The organism is Natrarchaeobaculum aegyptiacum (genome assembly GCF_002156705.1).
Taxonomy (GTDB): Archaea; Halobacteriota; Halobacteria; order Halobacteriales; family Natrialbaceae; genus Natrarchaeobaculum; species Natrarchaeobaculum aegyptiacum.
In genome coordinates this window covers 1,273,619-1,288,762 of the sequence record NZ_CP019893.1, presented here as the reverse complement: position 1 = coordinate 1,288,762, position 15,144 = coordinate 1,273,619, and the positions used below count along the sequence as shown (strand labels likewise).

Genomic DNA, 15,144 nt, shown 5'->3' with positions numbered 1-15,144 from the left:
TGTGGGCGGTCGGGGGACCAGCAAAAGGGTCTTCGGCCTGCCGTGGCGCGCCGCGGGAATACCGCTGTGGCACTCACGGACGATGGTTACAAGGCCCGACCACTCCTCGAGAGCCACATGGACCTCAGGGCGGCCACCTGGACGGACGTCGCCGACTGCGAGACCGACCTCGCGATCCTGCCGGTCGGCAGCACGGAACAGCACGGCCCGCACGCCCCCCTCGGGACCGACGTCGTGACGGCCGAGGCGATCACCGACGCTACGCTCGAGCGCGTCGACCAGGACGTCGTCCGCGCGCCGGCCATCCCGGTCGGAATCGCCGAGGAACACCGCCACTTCCCGGGAACGATGTGGGTCTCCCCGGAGACGTTCCGCCGGTACGTCCGCGAGTCGATCGAGAGTCTCGCCCACCACGGCTTCGACCGCGTCGTGATCGTCAACGGCCACGGGGGCAACGTCGACGCGCTCCGGGAGGTCGGCGCGCGGCTCACCCGTGACGGCACCGCCTACACCGTCCCGTTCACCTGGTTCGACGCCGTCGGCGACCATTCGAGCGACATGGGTCACGGCGGCCCGCTCGAGACGGCGCTCCTTCGGGCGATCGATCCCGACCTCGTTCGCGAGGGCCGGATCGACGAGGCGAGCGCCGGCGCTGCCGACGGCTGGGGCGAGTGGGTCAGCCACGTCAATCTGGCCTACGACTCGGCAGCGTTTGCAGAAAACGGCGTGGTCGGCGACCCGCGGGACGGGTCGGCAGCGCGAGGCGACGAGCTACTCGAACTGGCTGTCGACTCCCTCGAGCGGCTGCTCGAGGCGATCGTGGCTCGTGAGTGGGAGAGCGATCTCGACCGGGGTCGTGGCCCCCGTCGGAACCGCGATCTGTGACGACTGGGCCCGATCGGATCAGTCGGCGTCTGCTTCTTCCGCGGTTCCGTCCGCGTCCGGATCGGGTTCTGCATCGCTCTCGGCGTCTGTCTCGTCGGCATCGGCGTCAGCGTCTGCAGCACCTGCTTCCTCGAGTGTTCCACGAAGCTGGGGGATCGTTGCCGTCAGTTCGCTCACCTGTTCGCCCGCGTCGGCGACGGTCTCGATCGTCTCCTCGAGGTCGAGAATTTCTGCCTCTAAGTCGTCGGCGTCGTCGAAGGCGTCGGCGCGCTGGCCCATCGTGAACCACTTCTTGGCATCGCGGAGGTGGTCCTCGGCGTCGCCAGCGTCGAGCGCCGAGTTGAGGCCGTTGAGCACGCCGAGGACGTTCTCGGCGTCGGTCTCCCAGACGTCGTCTGCCTCGGGGAGGGCCGCCCAGCCTGCCTCGAGCGAGGATTCGACGTCCTCGCGCATCTCGCTGGCGGCTTCGCCGAACAGTTCGTCGTCGCCGAGGGTCGCTTGCGTCATAGTCGTCGGTTCACCGCCACGAGGGTTAAAAGGTCGCCCGAAAGTGAAAGTGAAAACTGGCTCGAGAGCGTCGGAGCAGGCAGAACGTCGGTTCGATTTCGAAACGGTACTCGATCGGATTATAGTAGCCACTGCACGTCAGTGCACACCTGACCGCCAGACGGATCGGCGATCAGTGTGTGAATCGTTGCAGTTGTTACTATAGTGATGATGACGACGTGGTCGTAACGTTGCGACTGTGGCTCAGCGTCGACGATCGAGTACCAGCGCAATACTGCAGAGGACGGCGGCCATAGCCGCGGTACCGACCCCGAAGCCGGGGAGTCCGTCCTCCTCGGACGCGTCCGCACCGTCATCGGCGTCAGTCGCGTCGCCACCGGAACCGGCGTCACCGCCGCCCGGCCCGGACGCGACGGTCAGGCGGTCGGGCATGTCCTGGTGGAGGTGCCAGACTGCGACCTGCCCCTCCGTCTCGAGTGCGTTCGTCTCACTGACGTCGTCGGGCATCTCGACGACGAGGCTGTACTCGCCGGTGGCCGCGATGGTCTCTTCGTCCATCGCGTCGGATTGATAGACGGGGTCTTCGGCGGCGATCACCTCGACGGAGACGGTGCCGTCGTCGGCGACCGACGTCTCGACGTCCTCGAGGTCGTCGGTCTCGATATCGACGAGGGTCAACTCCACGACGTAGCTGTCGCCGCTCTCGTAATCTCCGGCGTTCTCGTAGTCCCCAACGCCGGCTCTGGTCTCGACGGCCATCGAGCCGAAGTAGTCGGCGACGCTGTCGTGGCCGTCCATCCCGGCGGCCATCTCCATTCCCTGATAGAGCTCTGCCGGCAGTTCGTAGACGACGTGTTCGGATTCGACCTCACCATCGTCGGAGACCGTGATCGTAATCTCGGAGTCGGCGGTGTATCCGCCTGCCTGTGCGCCAACGGTCGCGACGGTGCCACCGAACAGCCCTACGACGAGCACGGTGACGACCGCGAGCGACGTTCCTCTCGCAATGATCGACAACATACGTCGGAACTCCAACGTAGATAATTTAATAGTTCTGTTCTCGGGATTGCAGGATAATTTCAACCCGTGTCTATCGGTCGCTGGCGTCTCCCGCCGACGTCTCACGGACCGTTTCGACAGTCATGAGTGGATAGCCGCCGTCCATCTCCATCCGGGTGACGACCTCGAGTCCCTCGTTCTCGTCGACGACGATTTCGACCTCGAGAAAGCGGCCGGTGAGTTCGACGTACTCTGCGGCCCCGTCGGCGACGGCAGCCTCGAGTTCGTCGTGGCGGACGTCGACGGTGACCGATCGGCAGTGGGGCTGGTTCTCGATGGCGTCTTCCATGGCGGTAGCGAGGCTGTCGGCGCTCGCGGGGCTGACGGGGGTGCCGGCGAACTGGTGGTACAGCGTGCCGAACTTGATGCCGGCCTCGAAGCAGAGTGCCTCTGCGGGCGTCGGGTCGCGATCGCTCATGTGTTCTCGTCGCGCCCGATTTGTATTGCAGTTGCGAAATCGCTCGTCGAATCGCATGCTTCTTATCGTCGGTGTGCCTGCCTCCACACGAGAATGGCACAGTCGGTCCTGCTCACGGGGGCGATGGGCGGCGTCGGGCAGGCGATCCTCGGCGGGATCGCAGACGACCACGAGTGGCGCTTGCTCGATCGTGACCCGCCGACCGAGGAGCAACCGGGGGAGTTCGTCGTCGCAGACATCACCGACGAGGAGGCCGTCCGGGAAGCGATGGAGGGAATCGACGTGGTGATTCACCTCGCGGGTGACCCCCGGAAGACCGCCGCCTGGGAGAGCGTCCTGCCGAACAACATCGACGGCACCCAGACGGTCTACGAGGCGGCCGTCGACGCTGGCGTCGAGAAGGTGGCCTTCGCCTCCTCGAACCACGCCGTCGGTGGGTACGAAACCGACGAGCGCACGCCTGACATGTACCGCACCAACGACGAGTTCTGTCTCGACGGGACCGAACTCCCGCGGCCGGGGAACCTTTACGGCGTCTCGAAGGTCACCGGCGAGGCCCTCGGTCGCTACTACCACGACGAGTACGGCATCTCCGTCGTCAACGTCCGCATCGGCAACCTCACGAAGGGCCACCCGCCGATCGACTACGAGCGCGGCCAGGCCATGTGGCTCTCATATCGCGACTGCGCCCACCTCTTCGATCGCTGCATCCGCGCCGACTACGACTACGAGATCGTCTACGGAATCTCCGACAACGACCGCAAGTACTACTCGATCGAGCGCGCGAAAGACGTGCTGGGCTACGAGCCCCGGGACAACTCGGCCGAGCACGAGTATTGACCTCCTCCCGCGCCTGAAGACGGAGGTATGCGCTATCGGTCTGTATCAGAACAACCCTTCGACGTCTCGTTCTCTCGAGTCCCGGCGCTCGACGTGTCCCTCGAGTCGCTGGTAGACGACTCCCCGATTCGCCGACTCGCGCACGAAGTCGAACAGCAACGCGATGAACCGGCTGTCGTCGTCACCGGCAGCGAGGTCTGCCGTCGCGTACGCACGCGCCCGCTCGACTGGCGCTTCGTCGTACCCCAGTTCTTCGGCGAGCACGACGGCCGCGATGGCTGTCCCCGCGAGTCCCAGATCGGCGAGCGTCGGTACCGAGCCCCCGACCGCGAGCGCGACGGGCTGGCGGCGGTCGATGACCTCGGGGTCAGCTGCGAGCGTCTCGAGGAACGCCCGTATCGGCGGCAGGCGAACGTCCCGGTAGTCGTCGGGGACTCCCTCGAGATACGTGTGGGCGCTCTCGGCCAGCCCCACGGTCCCTTCCCAGTTGCGCTCGCGGGCGTGGTGGACCGCCGCGGAGACCTGGATCAGGCCGTGGAGCAGGCGCTCGTCTTCCGTGCCGGCCTCGAGCTCGAGCCAGTGGTCTTCCCAGGCGTCGTGGGCCGCGTGGTAGTACCCGGCGTTGTAGATGGCGGCGCCCGCCCGGAGCACCTCGTCCATATCCGGCGTTCGGGCTCGAGACTCGAGAGCGTATCGGCACGAGCGGACGCTCGCCGCTCACCCGCCCTCGCGCTGGATGAGGACGACGCCCGTGACGACCAGCGCACCCCCGACGATCGTGACTGCCGTGACGGGCTCTCCCAGCACGAGCGCACCGAGTGCGACCGTGACGCCGGGCTCGGCGGTGCTGATGATGCTCGCCCGGCTGGCTCCGACCTTCGTAATTCCGGCGAAGAAGGTGAGTACGGGAATCGCTGTCGCGACGACCGCGATCGCAAGCGTCACTCCCCACGCGGTGGCAGTCGACGGCAGCGCCAGCGTGTCGGTCCCAGCGCCGAAGAGGACGAAACTCATCGCCGCAGCGGGCAGGACGAACGCCGTCAGCGTCTCGGCGTCGACCGTCTCGAGCGCGCGCTGGCTGACGACGATGTACAGCGAGTACGCGAGCGCCGCGCCAAGGACGACGAGGATGCCCCGCGGGTCGGCCCCGGCCGGGTCGGCACCGGTGATGAGCGCGACCCCGCCGATCGACAGGCCGAGGGCGATCAGGAGAGTCGTCGTCACGCGGTCGGGATGGGCGACCGCGACGAGACAGACGACGAACGCCGGATACGTGTAGAGGACGATCGCGACCATCCCGGCGGTCATGAACTCGAGGCCGAGAAAGTAGAGCCCGCTCTGGGTGGCGTACCCGACCGCCCCCAGCGCGAACGCGATCGCGAGCATCCGCCCGCGGAGCCGTCGAAGCCGTCCGCGGAGCCAGAGGACGGCCCAGACGACGAGTCCGGCGATGGCGAACCGCAACGCGAGCACGGTCGGGATCGAGAGTCCTTCCTCGGCGGCGAGCACCCCGAAGATCCCCAGCGTTCCGAACCCGATAGCCGAGGCCACCACGAGCGCGACCCCGATCGTCTCGTCGTCCATGACTCGTGACTGGAATCACGCCGCAAAAACCCGTCGTCTCGAGCGACGGTCACGCGGTTTGACGATCGATCGTCGGCTCCTTCGCAGGAGTGCTCGTAGCTCGGTGCGAACGGCTATTCGATCGCGTCGACCGGAGACCGGTCGCTCGAGGAGAAACGGCCGCGAGGAAACGGGGATGCCGGATACGTGCCGCCTCCGGCCGGGCGGGCAGACAACTGTGGAATCGGGGAACGGGGAGGGGCGAGCGTCACGCCCCGACCGGTTACTGGCCGCCACCGGTCACGGGCGGTACTCGAGTGGTCGTCGACCGGTCACATTACTATCCACAGACTTCCGGCGTTGGGGACTGCCTACGGTGTGGCTAGGCATCGCTTACCGCCCGCTATGTGCCAGCGACGGAACGGATTCACCGGTCGTCTTCGGCCGATTCGAACCAGAAGGTTCCGTCGCGCTGGATCACCTCGCCGTCGACCTCGAGCCGGGACTGCTCGCTGACGTCGGTGATGAGGTCGACGTGGACGGCCGATTCGTTACCCGACTCGTCCTCCGGGAGACAGGCGTCGTAGGCCCGGCCGAGCGCGAGGTGGACGGTGTCGCCCATCTTCTCGTCGAAGAGGATCGTGTTCGTGTAGCGGTCGATGCCGCGGTTCATCCCGATGCCGAGTTCGCCCAGTCGGCGCGCGCCGTCGTCGGTCTCCACGATTTCCCGGATGACGCCCTCGCCCTGGTCGGCCTCGATGGTGACGACTTCGCCGCTCTCGAACTCGAGGCGGACGTCGCGGATGGGTTCGCCACGGATGGTCATCGGAACGTCGAACGTGACCTCGCCTTCGGTGGCGTACGGCGCGGTGAAGACCTCGCCGCTTGGGAGGTTGTGGGAGTCGTAAGCGACCGAGGCGGCACTGTTGACTGCCGTCCGCCCGTCGATGGACATGGTGAGGTCTGTCCCGGGCGAGACGAGACGCACCTCGTTGCCCTCGTCGAGTCGGTCTTTCACGCGGGCCATCTTCTCGGCCAGTGACTCCCAGTCGCGCAGGATGGCGTCGTAGGCGAACTCGCGGTACTCCTCGGTGGCCATGTTCGCCTGCTGGGCGAGCGACCGGGTCGGGTGGAGCGTCGACACCCAGCGCGTGTCGAAGCGGGCCTCCCGGACGTCCGCTCGAGCGGTGGCGTAGGCCTGTCGGGTCTCGCCGGGGACGTCGGCGGTCGCACTCGCGTTCCGGCCGCCGCCGAGCGAGAGGACGACGTCGGCCGCCTCGTAGAGAGCGCGTTCGTGATCCGGTTCGGCGAAGTCCCCGTCGTGAGCACGGAGATAGGCTCTCGTTACCTCGCCGGAGCTGTACGTCGCGAGCAGGTTCGCGCCGCGCTCGCCGAGACACTCCGCGACGGCGACCGCCAGTTCGTGGGCGTCGGGCCCCACCGAGAGGACGACGTCGTCTCCGGGTTCGACGCGCGCGCTCCAGTCGACCAGTACCTCGGCGTGTTCTCTCACGCGTTCGTCCATGCCGGAGTCTCGAGGGCGGGAGACAAAACGTTCGGCGGTCCGGTCGTCGACGATGACTCGACGACGAACGGGGGCGGTACCAGATCAGGCCGGGACGTCTGCTGTCGTTTCGCCGTTGCGCGTCCGGACGAGGTGGACGATGGCGTAGACGATCGGTGTGTCGACCAGTGCGATCAGCAACTTGAGGATGTACTGGCCGATCATGAGCGCGAGCAGTTCCCCGACCGGGAGGACGGGACCGACGCCGACGACCATCGGCGCGAGCGAGAAGGCGATCGCGACGAAGATGACGGTGTCGATGGCCTGACTGCTCGCCGTCGAGGCGACGTTGCGAAGCCAGAGCTTCTCGCGGCCGGTGTACTCACGAATTCGGTGGAAGACGACCACGTCCCAGTTCTGGCTGACGAGGTAGGCGAGCAGGCTCCCGATCACGATGTTGGTCGACGCGCCGAGGACGGTCTCGAACATGCCGGGGTCGACGCTGGTCGGCGCTGCCGGGGCGGCGATCGTCGACCAGACGAGGACGAGCACGACGAAGTTCAACGCGAAGGCGACGTTGACGACGATCTGGGCCGCTCGTCGACCGTACAGCTCCGCGTAACAGTCGCTGGCGAGGAAGGTCAGCGCGTACGCCAGTGCAGCCCCCGGGAGGACCAGTTCCGCACCCGTCACCGGCAACGCGACCGGGAGTTCGAACGCCAGCACCTTCGACGCCGTCAGCTGGGCCGTCACCAGCGCCGTCACGAAGAGGCCGATCAGGCCAACTTGCGCGATCGTCGGGACGCCCTCTTGAGAGGTTCCGCTCGTCATACTGCAGGCATAGCGATCGGACTGACGTAAACCGTTCGAGACCGGTCCGCGCCGACCTGACGTCGAGTATCAGCCGATTATCGACGAATCGGCGGCCACTACTGCGCGAACAACGGCCGCGAGTGGTGGACGAAAGGCTCGACTTACGCCCGATCGACAACCGATCGAAATCGGCTCGAGAGCTACGGAGCTTCCACTCGAGGGGGGTATCGGGTAGCGGCTCGCATGCCGGATCGTGACCGGGTTCAGTCGTCGGCCGACAGCCGACACCCGACCGTCGCGCCCTCGGGTGAACTGGCGATAGTAACGACGGCCACAACGGCCTATTGGCCGTCTGAAACGCTCTCTCGGGGGTCGATACGCCGTAGATAACAAATAGCCGAACGGTTGGGCGGGTCACATGGGTGAACCATGGACGATTTGACCGGGTTCCAGCGAGACCTGCTCTACGTGATCGCCGGGGCCGATCAACCGTCGGGCCAGGACGTCAAAAGCGAGATCGAGACCTACTACAGCGCCGAGATCAATCACGGTCGCCTGTACCCGAATCTCGACACGCTCGTCAACAAAGAGCTCGTCGAGAAGGGACAACTCGATCGCCGAACGAATTACTACGCGATCACCGACGACGGACTCGAGGCGATCGAGCGCCGCCGGGAGTGGGAGCGCCAGTACGTCGACGCCTAACTGGTCGCCGATTTCGGGTTCGACCCGACCTCGGTAGCCAGCGTGGACGCGTCCCGCCATCGGCCAGCCCGTAGCTCGTGGTCTAACTATCTCGTCGGGGCTCTCTCCTGCCCGACCGTCTCCACTCGGCGAGAGGAGACTGGACCCGCCACAGACACCGGTCCGATACCTGCCACGACGCCTATTCTCACGGATTACCCTCCCTGACCCCTCACTCGACGACGTGTTCGGTGTCGTAGGAGCCGAGCCGTCGAACCCACCCGTCTTCGGCCAGCGCTTCGAGCTCTTCGATGGCCTCCTGTGTCCGGCTCTCGTAGAGTCCGGCCTCGACGTCGACGTGGAACATGTAATCGCCGAGGCGGCGGCCGCTGGGCCGTGATTCCACGCGAGAGAGGTTGACGTCCCGGTCGGCGAACGGCTCGAGCAGCTCGAGCAAGAGCCCGGGATAGTTCGTGTTCGGGTAGACGACCAGAGTGGTCTTGCCGCCACCGTCGGACCGCTGATCGGCCGGTGCGATCGCGAAGAATCGGGTCGCGTTCGAATCCTGCTCCTGGATGTCTTCGGCCAGCACCTCGAGTCCGTTCTCGGCGTTCGCCGGGTGTCCGATCCCCGCGACCTGCGGGTCCTCACGGGCGAACTCGACGCCCTGGGCCGTGCTCGCGACGGCCTCGAGAGTGGCGTCGGGATACTCCCGCTCGAGGTAGGGGCGACACTGTGCGAGCGCCTGTGAGTGACTGGCGATCGTGTCGAAGCTCTCGCCCTGGGCGAGGAGGGCGTGTCTGATCGGCGTGACGACCTCGCGGACGACGGCGACGTCGTGGTCGGCGAGGGCGTCGAGCGTCTCGGTGACCGATCCCTCGATACTGTTCTCGATCGGGACGACGCCGCGGTCGCACTCGCCACCGGAGACGGCTTCCACGATCGCGGTCACGGACTGGCGGAAGGTAATCTCGTCACCGTGAGCGATCGCTCGCGCTGCACGATGGGAATAGGTCCCTTCGGGACCGAGTGTCACTATAGCCATTGACACGTGGTAACGGCGAGAGTGGCAAAAGCGCGTCGGGTTCCGACTGGCCGGCGTCGTTCGACTCGCCCCGGTGCTAATCGAACGGTCGGCTGCCGCTAAATCTCCGTGTCTAAATCCTTACAAACCAAGACTCGGTTTTTTGTTTCACGAGAGGTCCAATCCACTCACATGGACTAATACTCCGTCTGGGGACAGGATTCGTCCTCTTCTAATCGGCGATAACTATTATCTTGATTCAAGACACTCGTCTCAACTAGCCGAAACTCACTGCGATGGTGGGATCGTTCGGTCGGGTAACGTATGGTGATCGATACACTCACTCCGGATCGGATACGCAGGCGGTACAGTGCGAAGATCGCCGCGATGGTGGGGGGCGTTCTCGTCCTTACGCTCGCCTTCGCGGTTCTCTTCGGAACTCACGCAACGACGGGACCAGCAGACGAAGCCGAAACGCGAGCCATCTCCGCGATAACGGGGCTGGTCGTCGTGTTTATCATGAACCTCGGCCTGCTCGGCATCGTCCTCGGTGGCAACGTCTCGCTGGCGCTGCGCCGACTCAGCGATCGCACTGAAGAGATCGGCGACGGAAACTTCGACGTCGACCTCGAGAGCGACCGGGTCGACGAGATCGGCCGTCTCTACGACTCGATCGAAACGATGCGTGATTCTCTGGAGGGGACCCTCGAGGACCTGGAGGCCGAACAGCAGCGGGCCCAGCAGGCCCAGGAAGCGGCCGAAACGCGTGCGGACGAACTCGAGGAAGAACGAGCGCGTCTCCAGGAAACCCGTCAAGAGGTCGAACGCCAGAACGAGGAACTCGTCGCGGAGGCCCAGCACTTCTCCGAAGTGATGGACGCGTGTGCAGAGGGTGACCTGAGCCGACGACTCGACCCGTCGGTCGACAACGAAGCGATGGAGGCGATCGCGACCTCGTTCAACGAGATGCTCGATCGGATCGGCGAGACGATCGCCGAAGTGAAAGATGCCGCCGACACGGTCGAGACCGTCTCGATCGAACTCGAGGACTCGAGTGGGGAGATCCGCACGGCCAGCCAGGAAGTCGCCTCCTCGGTGCAAGAGATCGCCGACGGTGCAGCCGAACAGTCACAGCACCTCGACGACGCTGCCGGTGAGGTCAGCGAACTGTCCGCCGCGACCGAAGAGGTCGCCTCGACCACCAGCGAGATCGCTGACCAGTCCGAACAGGTCGCGACGCTGACCGACGAGGGACAGGAGGCCGCTTCCGAGGTGGCGACGAACATCGACGAACTGGTCGACAACACGGAGACGGTCGTCGACACCGCGGATGCGCTCGCCGACGAGACCGAACAGATCGAGGAGATCATCGCGCTCATCGACGATATCGCCGACCAGACGAACCTGCTCGCACTCAACGCTTCGATCGAGGCCGCGACGGCGGGCGAGGCCGGTAGCGGTTTCGCCGTCGTCGCCGACGAGATCAAGTCCCTCGCCGAAGAGACCATGTCCGCCGTCGACGACATCGAGACCACCCTCGAGTCGATCAGAGACCGGACGGAGACGACCGCCGACGAAATCTCGGAGGTCGACTCGAGCATGAAGGAGACGGCGACCGTCGTCGACGACCTCGAGTCTCGACTCGAGACGATCGCGACCGAGATGGACGCCGTCGACGGGAGCATCCAGCAGATCGCTCGCACGGCCGACGATCAGGCCGATGCCGCCCAGGAGCTGTCGGTCATCGTCGACGACGTGGGGCAGGTTGCAGACGAGACCAGCGACAAGGCTCAGCAGGTGGCTGCTGCCTCACAGGAGACCAGCGCGACGGTCGACTCCGTCTCCCAGACCGCGACCGACCTCGGCGACGACGCAGAGGACCTCCGTCAGCTGATCGACGCGTTCACGATCGACCGCGAGTCCCGGCGGCCACAGGCCGCCGTGAGCACAGATGGAGGTAAGCGGCCATGATCGAGTTCATGGATACGTATATGCTGGAACTCTCTGGGCTCGTTCTCGTCGCCGTGACGGTCGCGCTCTTCGCGTGGACGCGGTCGCTTCCGGCTCGCTGCCGGCGATTCGGCTACGCAATCGTCCTCGCACCCGGTGCGATGGCGATTGCGTACCTCCTGATGACGCCAGTCGAGACGCAGTTCGGGGTCGAGACTGACTTCCTTCGGTTCATCGGCTACACGGTGATGTGGGTGCCGATCGTCTACGTGCTCGCCGCCGTCGCCGGCGTCGGCCGAACGCTGTTCCTCACGCTCCTCGGAATCGTCCTTGGCCGAGTCTGGATCACCCTGATCGCCTGGTTCCTCGATGGCATCCTCGGGCTGCTCGCGACACTCGTCCCGTTCGCCCTGCTCGCCGCCGGCATCTACCTGCTGTTCGGGCCGTACACCGAGTCGGCGACCGCAACGACCGACGCACGAGCACTGCTGTTTGACAAGCTCAAGTACCTCGTCGTCCTCGCTTGGATCGGTCTCGTCGTCAACGGGCTCGTCGCTGCCGACGGACTCGGGCTCATCGCGACCGACTTCGTCGGCCAGGTCGCCGTCGTCTACGTCGAGATCCTCCTCGTCACCGCCTTCGGCGTGTTGACCCTGACGAACGCCGACGCGCTCGAGGACCTCGCCGACGCCGGCTGGACGACCGACACCGTCGGCTCCCTCGAGCGCGTCGACGGTGCCGAACCCGACGCCGCAGGCTGACAGACGCCGTCTTTTTCTCGCCCGATCACGCCTTCGTCTCAGTCTCTCCGTTTCACGCCGCAACTCGATTCGAAAGCGACCGGCACCTCCCTTGCAGCCTGCTCGATACTCGAACCGTCCGACGACGATCGCAGAAAACAGTCCGAACCCCGCGCAGACGGTCTCGCGGCCTGGCGGTACGCGCGAGTCAGCCAGTGATCGGATCACCGGTAGACCGGCGCAGTCACCGGAGATGGCTCTCTCACGCCGGTTACAGAACAACGAATCGTCTCGGTCACTCGTCCAGGTGTTCGATCCCCTTCTTCGAGACGTTCGCCTCGGTGATCTCGTCGGGCATCCAGTCCGGCTTGTCGTCCGGCGCGGTCTGCTCCCACGCCCAGCCGTCGTAGATGTGTACCTTGTCCGTGCCCTTCTCTCGGAGCCTGAGCTCGACACGCTCGGCGTCGTCCTCGCTCGAGCCCGGCTCGAGACGCCGGGCGGCTTTCAGCGCCGCCTGGCGTGGTGTATTCCCCGAAAAGACGCTCGACTCTTCCCCGTTCGACTCGCGCAGTGCGAAGTTTCGCTTACCGTCTTCACGTACCATGGTTTCGCCTCCGTGTCAATTCAGCACACGGCCCGACATAAAGATATCCCCGAAAAGCGACCGAGGGCGCCGGTATATTTATGTAGGTCGAACCTCCAATCAGTCCGCACTATCCGCTCAGCGTGTCGATTCCGGGCACGAGGCCGGAACGGGCCCGTCCGCTTGCTTGCTCTGTGGTAGAAAACACTTAAGTATATGGTACGGCGAAGTTCGACGTAGAATCCCGCGATGGTACGGAAAAAGAAGCTGAGTCCGAGCGGTGCGAAAGACGAAGACGGAAACTACCACAACGTCCACCTCAACCTGCACGAGGACGAACTCGCAGTCGCGGGCATGGATATCGGCGACGAGGTCTTCGTCCGCGTCCGGGACGGGAAGATCATCATCCAGAAAGCCGACGAAGATGACGTAGAACACGAATTCTAGAACCCACCTTTTTACGCCTCGGGTTCGCTCTCCGCGAGCGAACCACTCTCTGCTCACGGGCACAGAGTGCCCGTTCGCACGGCTCGCGGGACCGGAGGTCCCGCGCTGAGCGCAAAAATCTGGACTAAAAAGAGCCGCTCGCTCACTTCGGTCGCTCGCGGTACGATACGCTGGTTCCCCGGTAGACAACGGTCCCCAGTCTCGAGAATGCGGAAGGGCGCCGATTACTGCAGCGCCTCGAGCCGAACTCAAAGCCAGCACCAGCACCTCGAGGCCGCTTCCTCCGTGAACGCAGTCGTTCTCCCACGCTTCTGCTCGAGCGCTCCAGGATCCGGTGGCCCTCTGCCGTTCCTTCCCCCTATTTAGGCACACCTAGAAATTTAATAGCTCTCGGATTTTAGGGTGGCCTAAAATGGTCGGCGCGACACTCGACGACATCCGGCGGTACGTCGAATCGCTCGCGAGCGATTCGGGCGAATACGGTCTCATCTGTGGGCGAACGGGCGAACGTCCCGTTCCCGCAGCGGGACTCACGTTCGAGACGCGGGCGACCGCCCGCGCGGCCGCGAGAGCGACCGAACAGTATCGGGCGGCGCTCAGGCGGTACGATCCACAGCTTCCGTACTACGACGTGATCGCCTGCCAGCGTCCGTACGACGGCGTCGGGGCCGACGGGTTCGTCAGCCCCGAGACGGGCCGGTCGATCGAGTCGGACACGTGCACTGAGCCGTCGACGATCGACTTCTGTCACGCGGTCGCTGGCGCGGTCTTTGAGGCCGTCGCGGCGTCGTCACACGCCGACGTCGAACGGGCGATCATGGACACCTACTTCGACGTCGCCGAGTCGACGAGCCACCCGGACGAACTGTGTCTCACGCTCGTCGAGAGCATGGCGACGGAACTCGAGACGGCACTCGAGCCCGCAGCACAGCTCGAACTCCTCCAGTCTGCCGCGACACGGCTTCCATCGTCCCAGCCGACCGGGCCGCCGCTCGAGGCCACCCTCTCGCGACTCCAGGCCGTCGCGGCAGTCACTGGTTATTCGCTGGAACCGACGCCAGCAACCGGGTCGAGACGTGGCTCCTGGAGCGTCACACTCGAGCAGTACGCCTTCGGTCGCTCGGCGGATCGACTCGTCACGCTTCCGCTCGGCCTCGAGTTGCTCCGACGGCAACCGGGTGACGGCCTCGCGATTTCGAGCGTCGAACGAGTGGCCGACCGGTCTGCATCGTGGCGACTCGTCGTCTCGTCGACGGCACCGTCGGCTGCGAACGGGATCGTTCGCGCGACGCCGGGGTGTGAGCCGTGACCGTTCGAACGCCGATCCACCGGGCGACCGAGCGCGTCGCAGACGAGCGCGACCACCTCGAGGGGAATCTGGCGGCGATCGAGCGCTTCGCAGCCGGTGTCCGGGAGCTATCGCCGGTGAGCCCACCCGGCTCCGCGGGGACGCCGCCGCTCGCCGATGGCGGTGTGGTCCTCGCGGCGCGATCGCAGTGGGGCGGCGACCAGACTGACGACCGCTGTGAGCAGGTTCGTGACCTGTTCGCCGATACGATCCGGCCCTACAGCGTCGCCGACATCGACCAGCCCGAACCGCTCCTCGAGACCATCGCCGAGGAGCTCGGAACCGACGTGGCCGTGGCGCTCTCCGCCGAGACCGAGAGCGCGTTCACCCCACAGGTAAAACGGGCGACTCTCGCCGCGGCGACCGACCGCCGAGACGAGTGTCTGGCCCTCGAGCGAGCAGTCGCTCGCGAGGCCGAGTCGCTCGAGGCTGCGGCGACCACGGTCGACTCGATTACGGAATGGCTCTGTCGTGCGGACGAGACGCCGCTGCTGGACCTCGGGTTCGACGACCTCCAGGAACGCCACGAGGCCCTCGCCGAGCATCGCGAGCGCTGCCGGCGACTGCTCGAGAAGCGCCAGTCGACGCTCCAGCGGACTGCCTCACATCACGCCAGCGCTGGTGTCCGGCAGCGCTCGGTCACTCGCTACCTCTACTGTGAGTTCCCAGTCTCGTATCCTGTGTTGTCGACCACGCTGCGCCTCGAGCGAGCCTGTGCGGACTGTCAGCGAGCCGTGCGGGACCACCTGACGCGGCGAGTGTAAGCGGTCGAAAACAGA

17 protein-coding genes are annotated in these 15,144 nt (G+C 65.6%); 8 read left to right on the top strand and 9 right to left on the bottom strand.

The genetic code is table 11. The features are described from left to right. Window positions 1-117 precede the first annotated feature (117 nt). Window positions 118-885 (top strand): creatininase family protein, encoded by a 768-nt coding sequence (locus tag B1756_RS06415; protein WP_086890070.1) that lies wholly within the window; start codon window positions 118-120, stop codon window positions 883-885. 18 nt (window positions 886-903) lie between these two features. Here B1756_RS06415 and B1756_RS06410 read toward each other — a convergent pair whose 3' ends face one another. From B1756_RS06410 to B1756_RS06400, 3 genes are all read right to left on the bottom strand, one after another. Further along, window positions 904-1,392, bottom strand: a complete 489-nt coding sequence (locus B1756_RS06410) for a DUF5790 family protein (protein ID WP_086887798.1) — start codon at window positions 1,390-1,392, stop codon at window positions 904-906. A gap of 243 nt (window positions 1,393-1,635) precedes the next feature. After that, a complete protein-coding gene (locus B1756_RS06405; protein WP_086887797.1) occupies window positions 1,636-2,412 on the bottom strand; it encodes a hypothetical protein in 777 nt (258 codons plus the stop codon). A gap of 70 nt (window positions 2,413-2,482) precedes the next feature. Then, entirely contained in the window at window positions 2,483-2,869 is a 387-nt protein-coding gene (locus B1756_RS06400; RefSeq protein WP_086887796.1) for a dihydroneopterin aldolase family protein, read from the bottom strand. 93 nt (window positions 2,870-2,962) lie between these two features. Between B1756_RS06400 and azf the strand changes: the two genes are divergently transcribed. After that, window positions 2,963-3,709: an NAD-dependent glucose-6-phosphate dehydrogenase Azf gene (azf, locus tag B1756_RS06395; protein WP_086887795.1), complete on the top strand. Its 747-nt coding sequence runs from the start codon at window positions 2,963-2,965 to the stop codon at window positions 3,707-3,709. 45 nt (window positions 3,710-3,754) lie between these two features. Here azf and B1756_RS06390 read toward each other — a convergent pair whose 3' ends face one another. The 4 genes from B1756_RS06390 to B1756_RS06375 form a co-directional block, all read right to left on the bottom strand. Next, window positions 3,755-4,369 (bottom strand): DUF309 domain-containing protein, encoded by a 615-nt coding sequence (locus B1756_RS06390; protein ID WP_086887794.1) that lies wholly within the window; start codon window positions 4,367-4,369, stop codon window positions 3,755-3,757. A gap of 57 nt (window positions 4,370-4,426) precedes the next feature. Continuing rightward, window positions 4,427-5,293 carry a DMT family transporter gene (locus tag B1756_RS06385; protein ID WP_086887793.1) on the bottom strand — a complete coding sequence of 289 codons (867 nt, stop codon included), beginning with the start codon at window positions 5,291-5,293 and terminating at the stop codon, window positions 4,427-4,429. Window positions 5,294-5,699: 406 nt separating this feature from the next. Further along, complete coding sequence (locus tag B1756_RS06380) at window positions 5,700-6,797, bottom strand: aminopeptidase (protein ID WP_086887792.1); 1,098 nt, start codon at window positions 6,795-6,797, stop codon at window positions 5,700-5,702. Between the two features lie 84 nt (window positions 6,798-6,881). Next, window positions 6,882-7,607, bottom strand: coding sequence for a queuosine precursor transporter (locus tag B1756_RS06375; RefSeq protein ID WP_086887791.1), 726 nt, complete (start codon window positions 7,605-7,607; stop codon window positions 6,882-6,884). A gap of 411 nt (window positions 7,608-8,018) precedes the next feature. On the opposite strand from B1756_RS06375, the gene B1756_RS06370 reads away from it, so the two are divergent. Continuing rightward, window positions 8,019-8,294: a PadR family transcriptional regulator gene (locus B1756_RS06370; RefSeq protein ID WP_086887790.1), complete on the top strand. Its 276-nt coding sequence runs from the start codon at window positions 8,019-8,021 to the stop codon at window positions 8,292-8,294. A 211-nt stretch (window positions 8,295-8,505) separates the two neighbouring features. On the opposite strand, the gene pheA is transcribed toward B1756_RS06370, so the two are convergent. Then, window positions 8,506-9,318, bottom strand: coding sequence for a prephenate dehydratase (gene pheA, locus B1756_RS06365; RefSeq protein ID WP_086887789.1), 813 nt, complete (start codon window positions 9,316-9,318; stop codon window positions 8,506-8,508). A 303-nt stretch (window positions 9,319-9,621) separates the two neighbouring features. Here pheA and B1756_RS06360 point away from each other — a divergent pair, with 303 nt between their 5' ends. Beyond that, window positions 9,622-11,268, top strand: a complete 1,647-nt coding sequence (locus tag B1756_RS06360; RefSeq protein ID WP_086887788.1) for a methyl-accepting chemotaxis protein — start codon at window positions 9,622-9,624, stop codon at window positions 11,266-11,268. Beyond that, on the top strand, window positions 11,265-12,008 hold the full coding sequence (locus B1756_RS06355; RefSeq protein ID WP_086887787.1) for a bacteriorhodopsin: 744 nt from the start codon (window positions 11,265-11,267) through the stop codon (window positions 12,006-12,008). Before B1756_RS06360 ends, B1756_RS06355 begins: the two co-directional genes overlap by 4 nt. 274 nt (window positions 12,009-12,282) lie before the next feature. On the opposite strand, the gene B1756_RS06350 is transcribed toward B1756_RS06355, so the two are convergent. Then, complete coding sequence (locus B1756_RS06350) at window positions 12,283-12,591, bottom strand: non-histone chromosomal MC1 family protein (protein ID WP_086887786.1); 309 nt, start codon at window positions 12,589-12,591, stop codon at window positions 12,283-12,285. A gap of 228 nt (window positions 12,592-12,819) precedes the next feature. On the opposite strand from B1756_RS06350, the gene B1756_RS06345 reads away from it, so the two are divergent. The 3 genes from B1756_RS06345 (at window position 12,820) to B1756_RS06335 (ending at window position 15,129) form a co-directional block, all read left to right on the top strand. Beyond that, window positions 12,820-13,017, top strand: a complete 198-nt coding sequence (locus tag B1756_RS06345) for a hypothetical protein (RefSeq protein WP_004215684.1) — start codon at window positions 12,820-12,822, stop codon at window positions 13,015-13,017. 412 nt (window positions 13,018-13,429) lie between these two features. Next, window positions 13,430-14,326, top strand: coding sequence for a DUF7551 domain-containing protein (locus B1756_RS06340; protein ID WP_086887785.1), 897 nt, complete (start codon window positions 13,430-13,432; stop codon window positions 14,324-14,326). Next, window positions 14,323-15,129, top strand: a complete 807-nt coding sequence (locus B1756_RS06335) for a DUF7260 family protein (RefSeq protein WP_086887784.1) — start codon at window positions 14,323-14,325, stop codon at window positions 15,127-15,129. The genes B1756_RS06340 and B1756_RS06335 overlap by 4 nt, the downstream gene beginning before the upstream one ends. The last annotated feature ends 15 nt before the right edge of the window (window positions 15,130-15,144 follow it).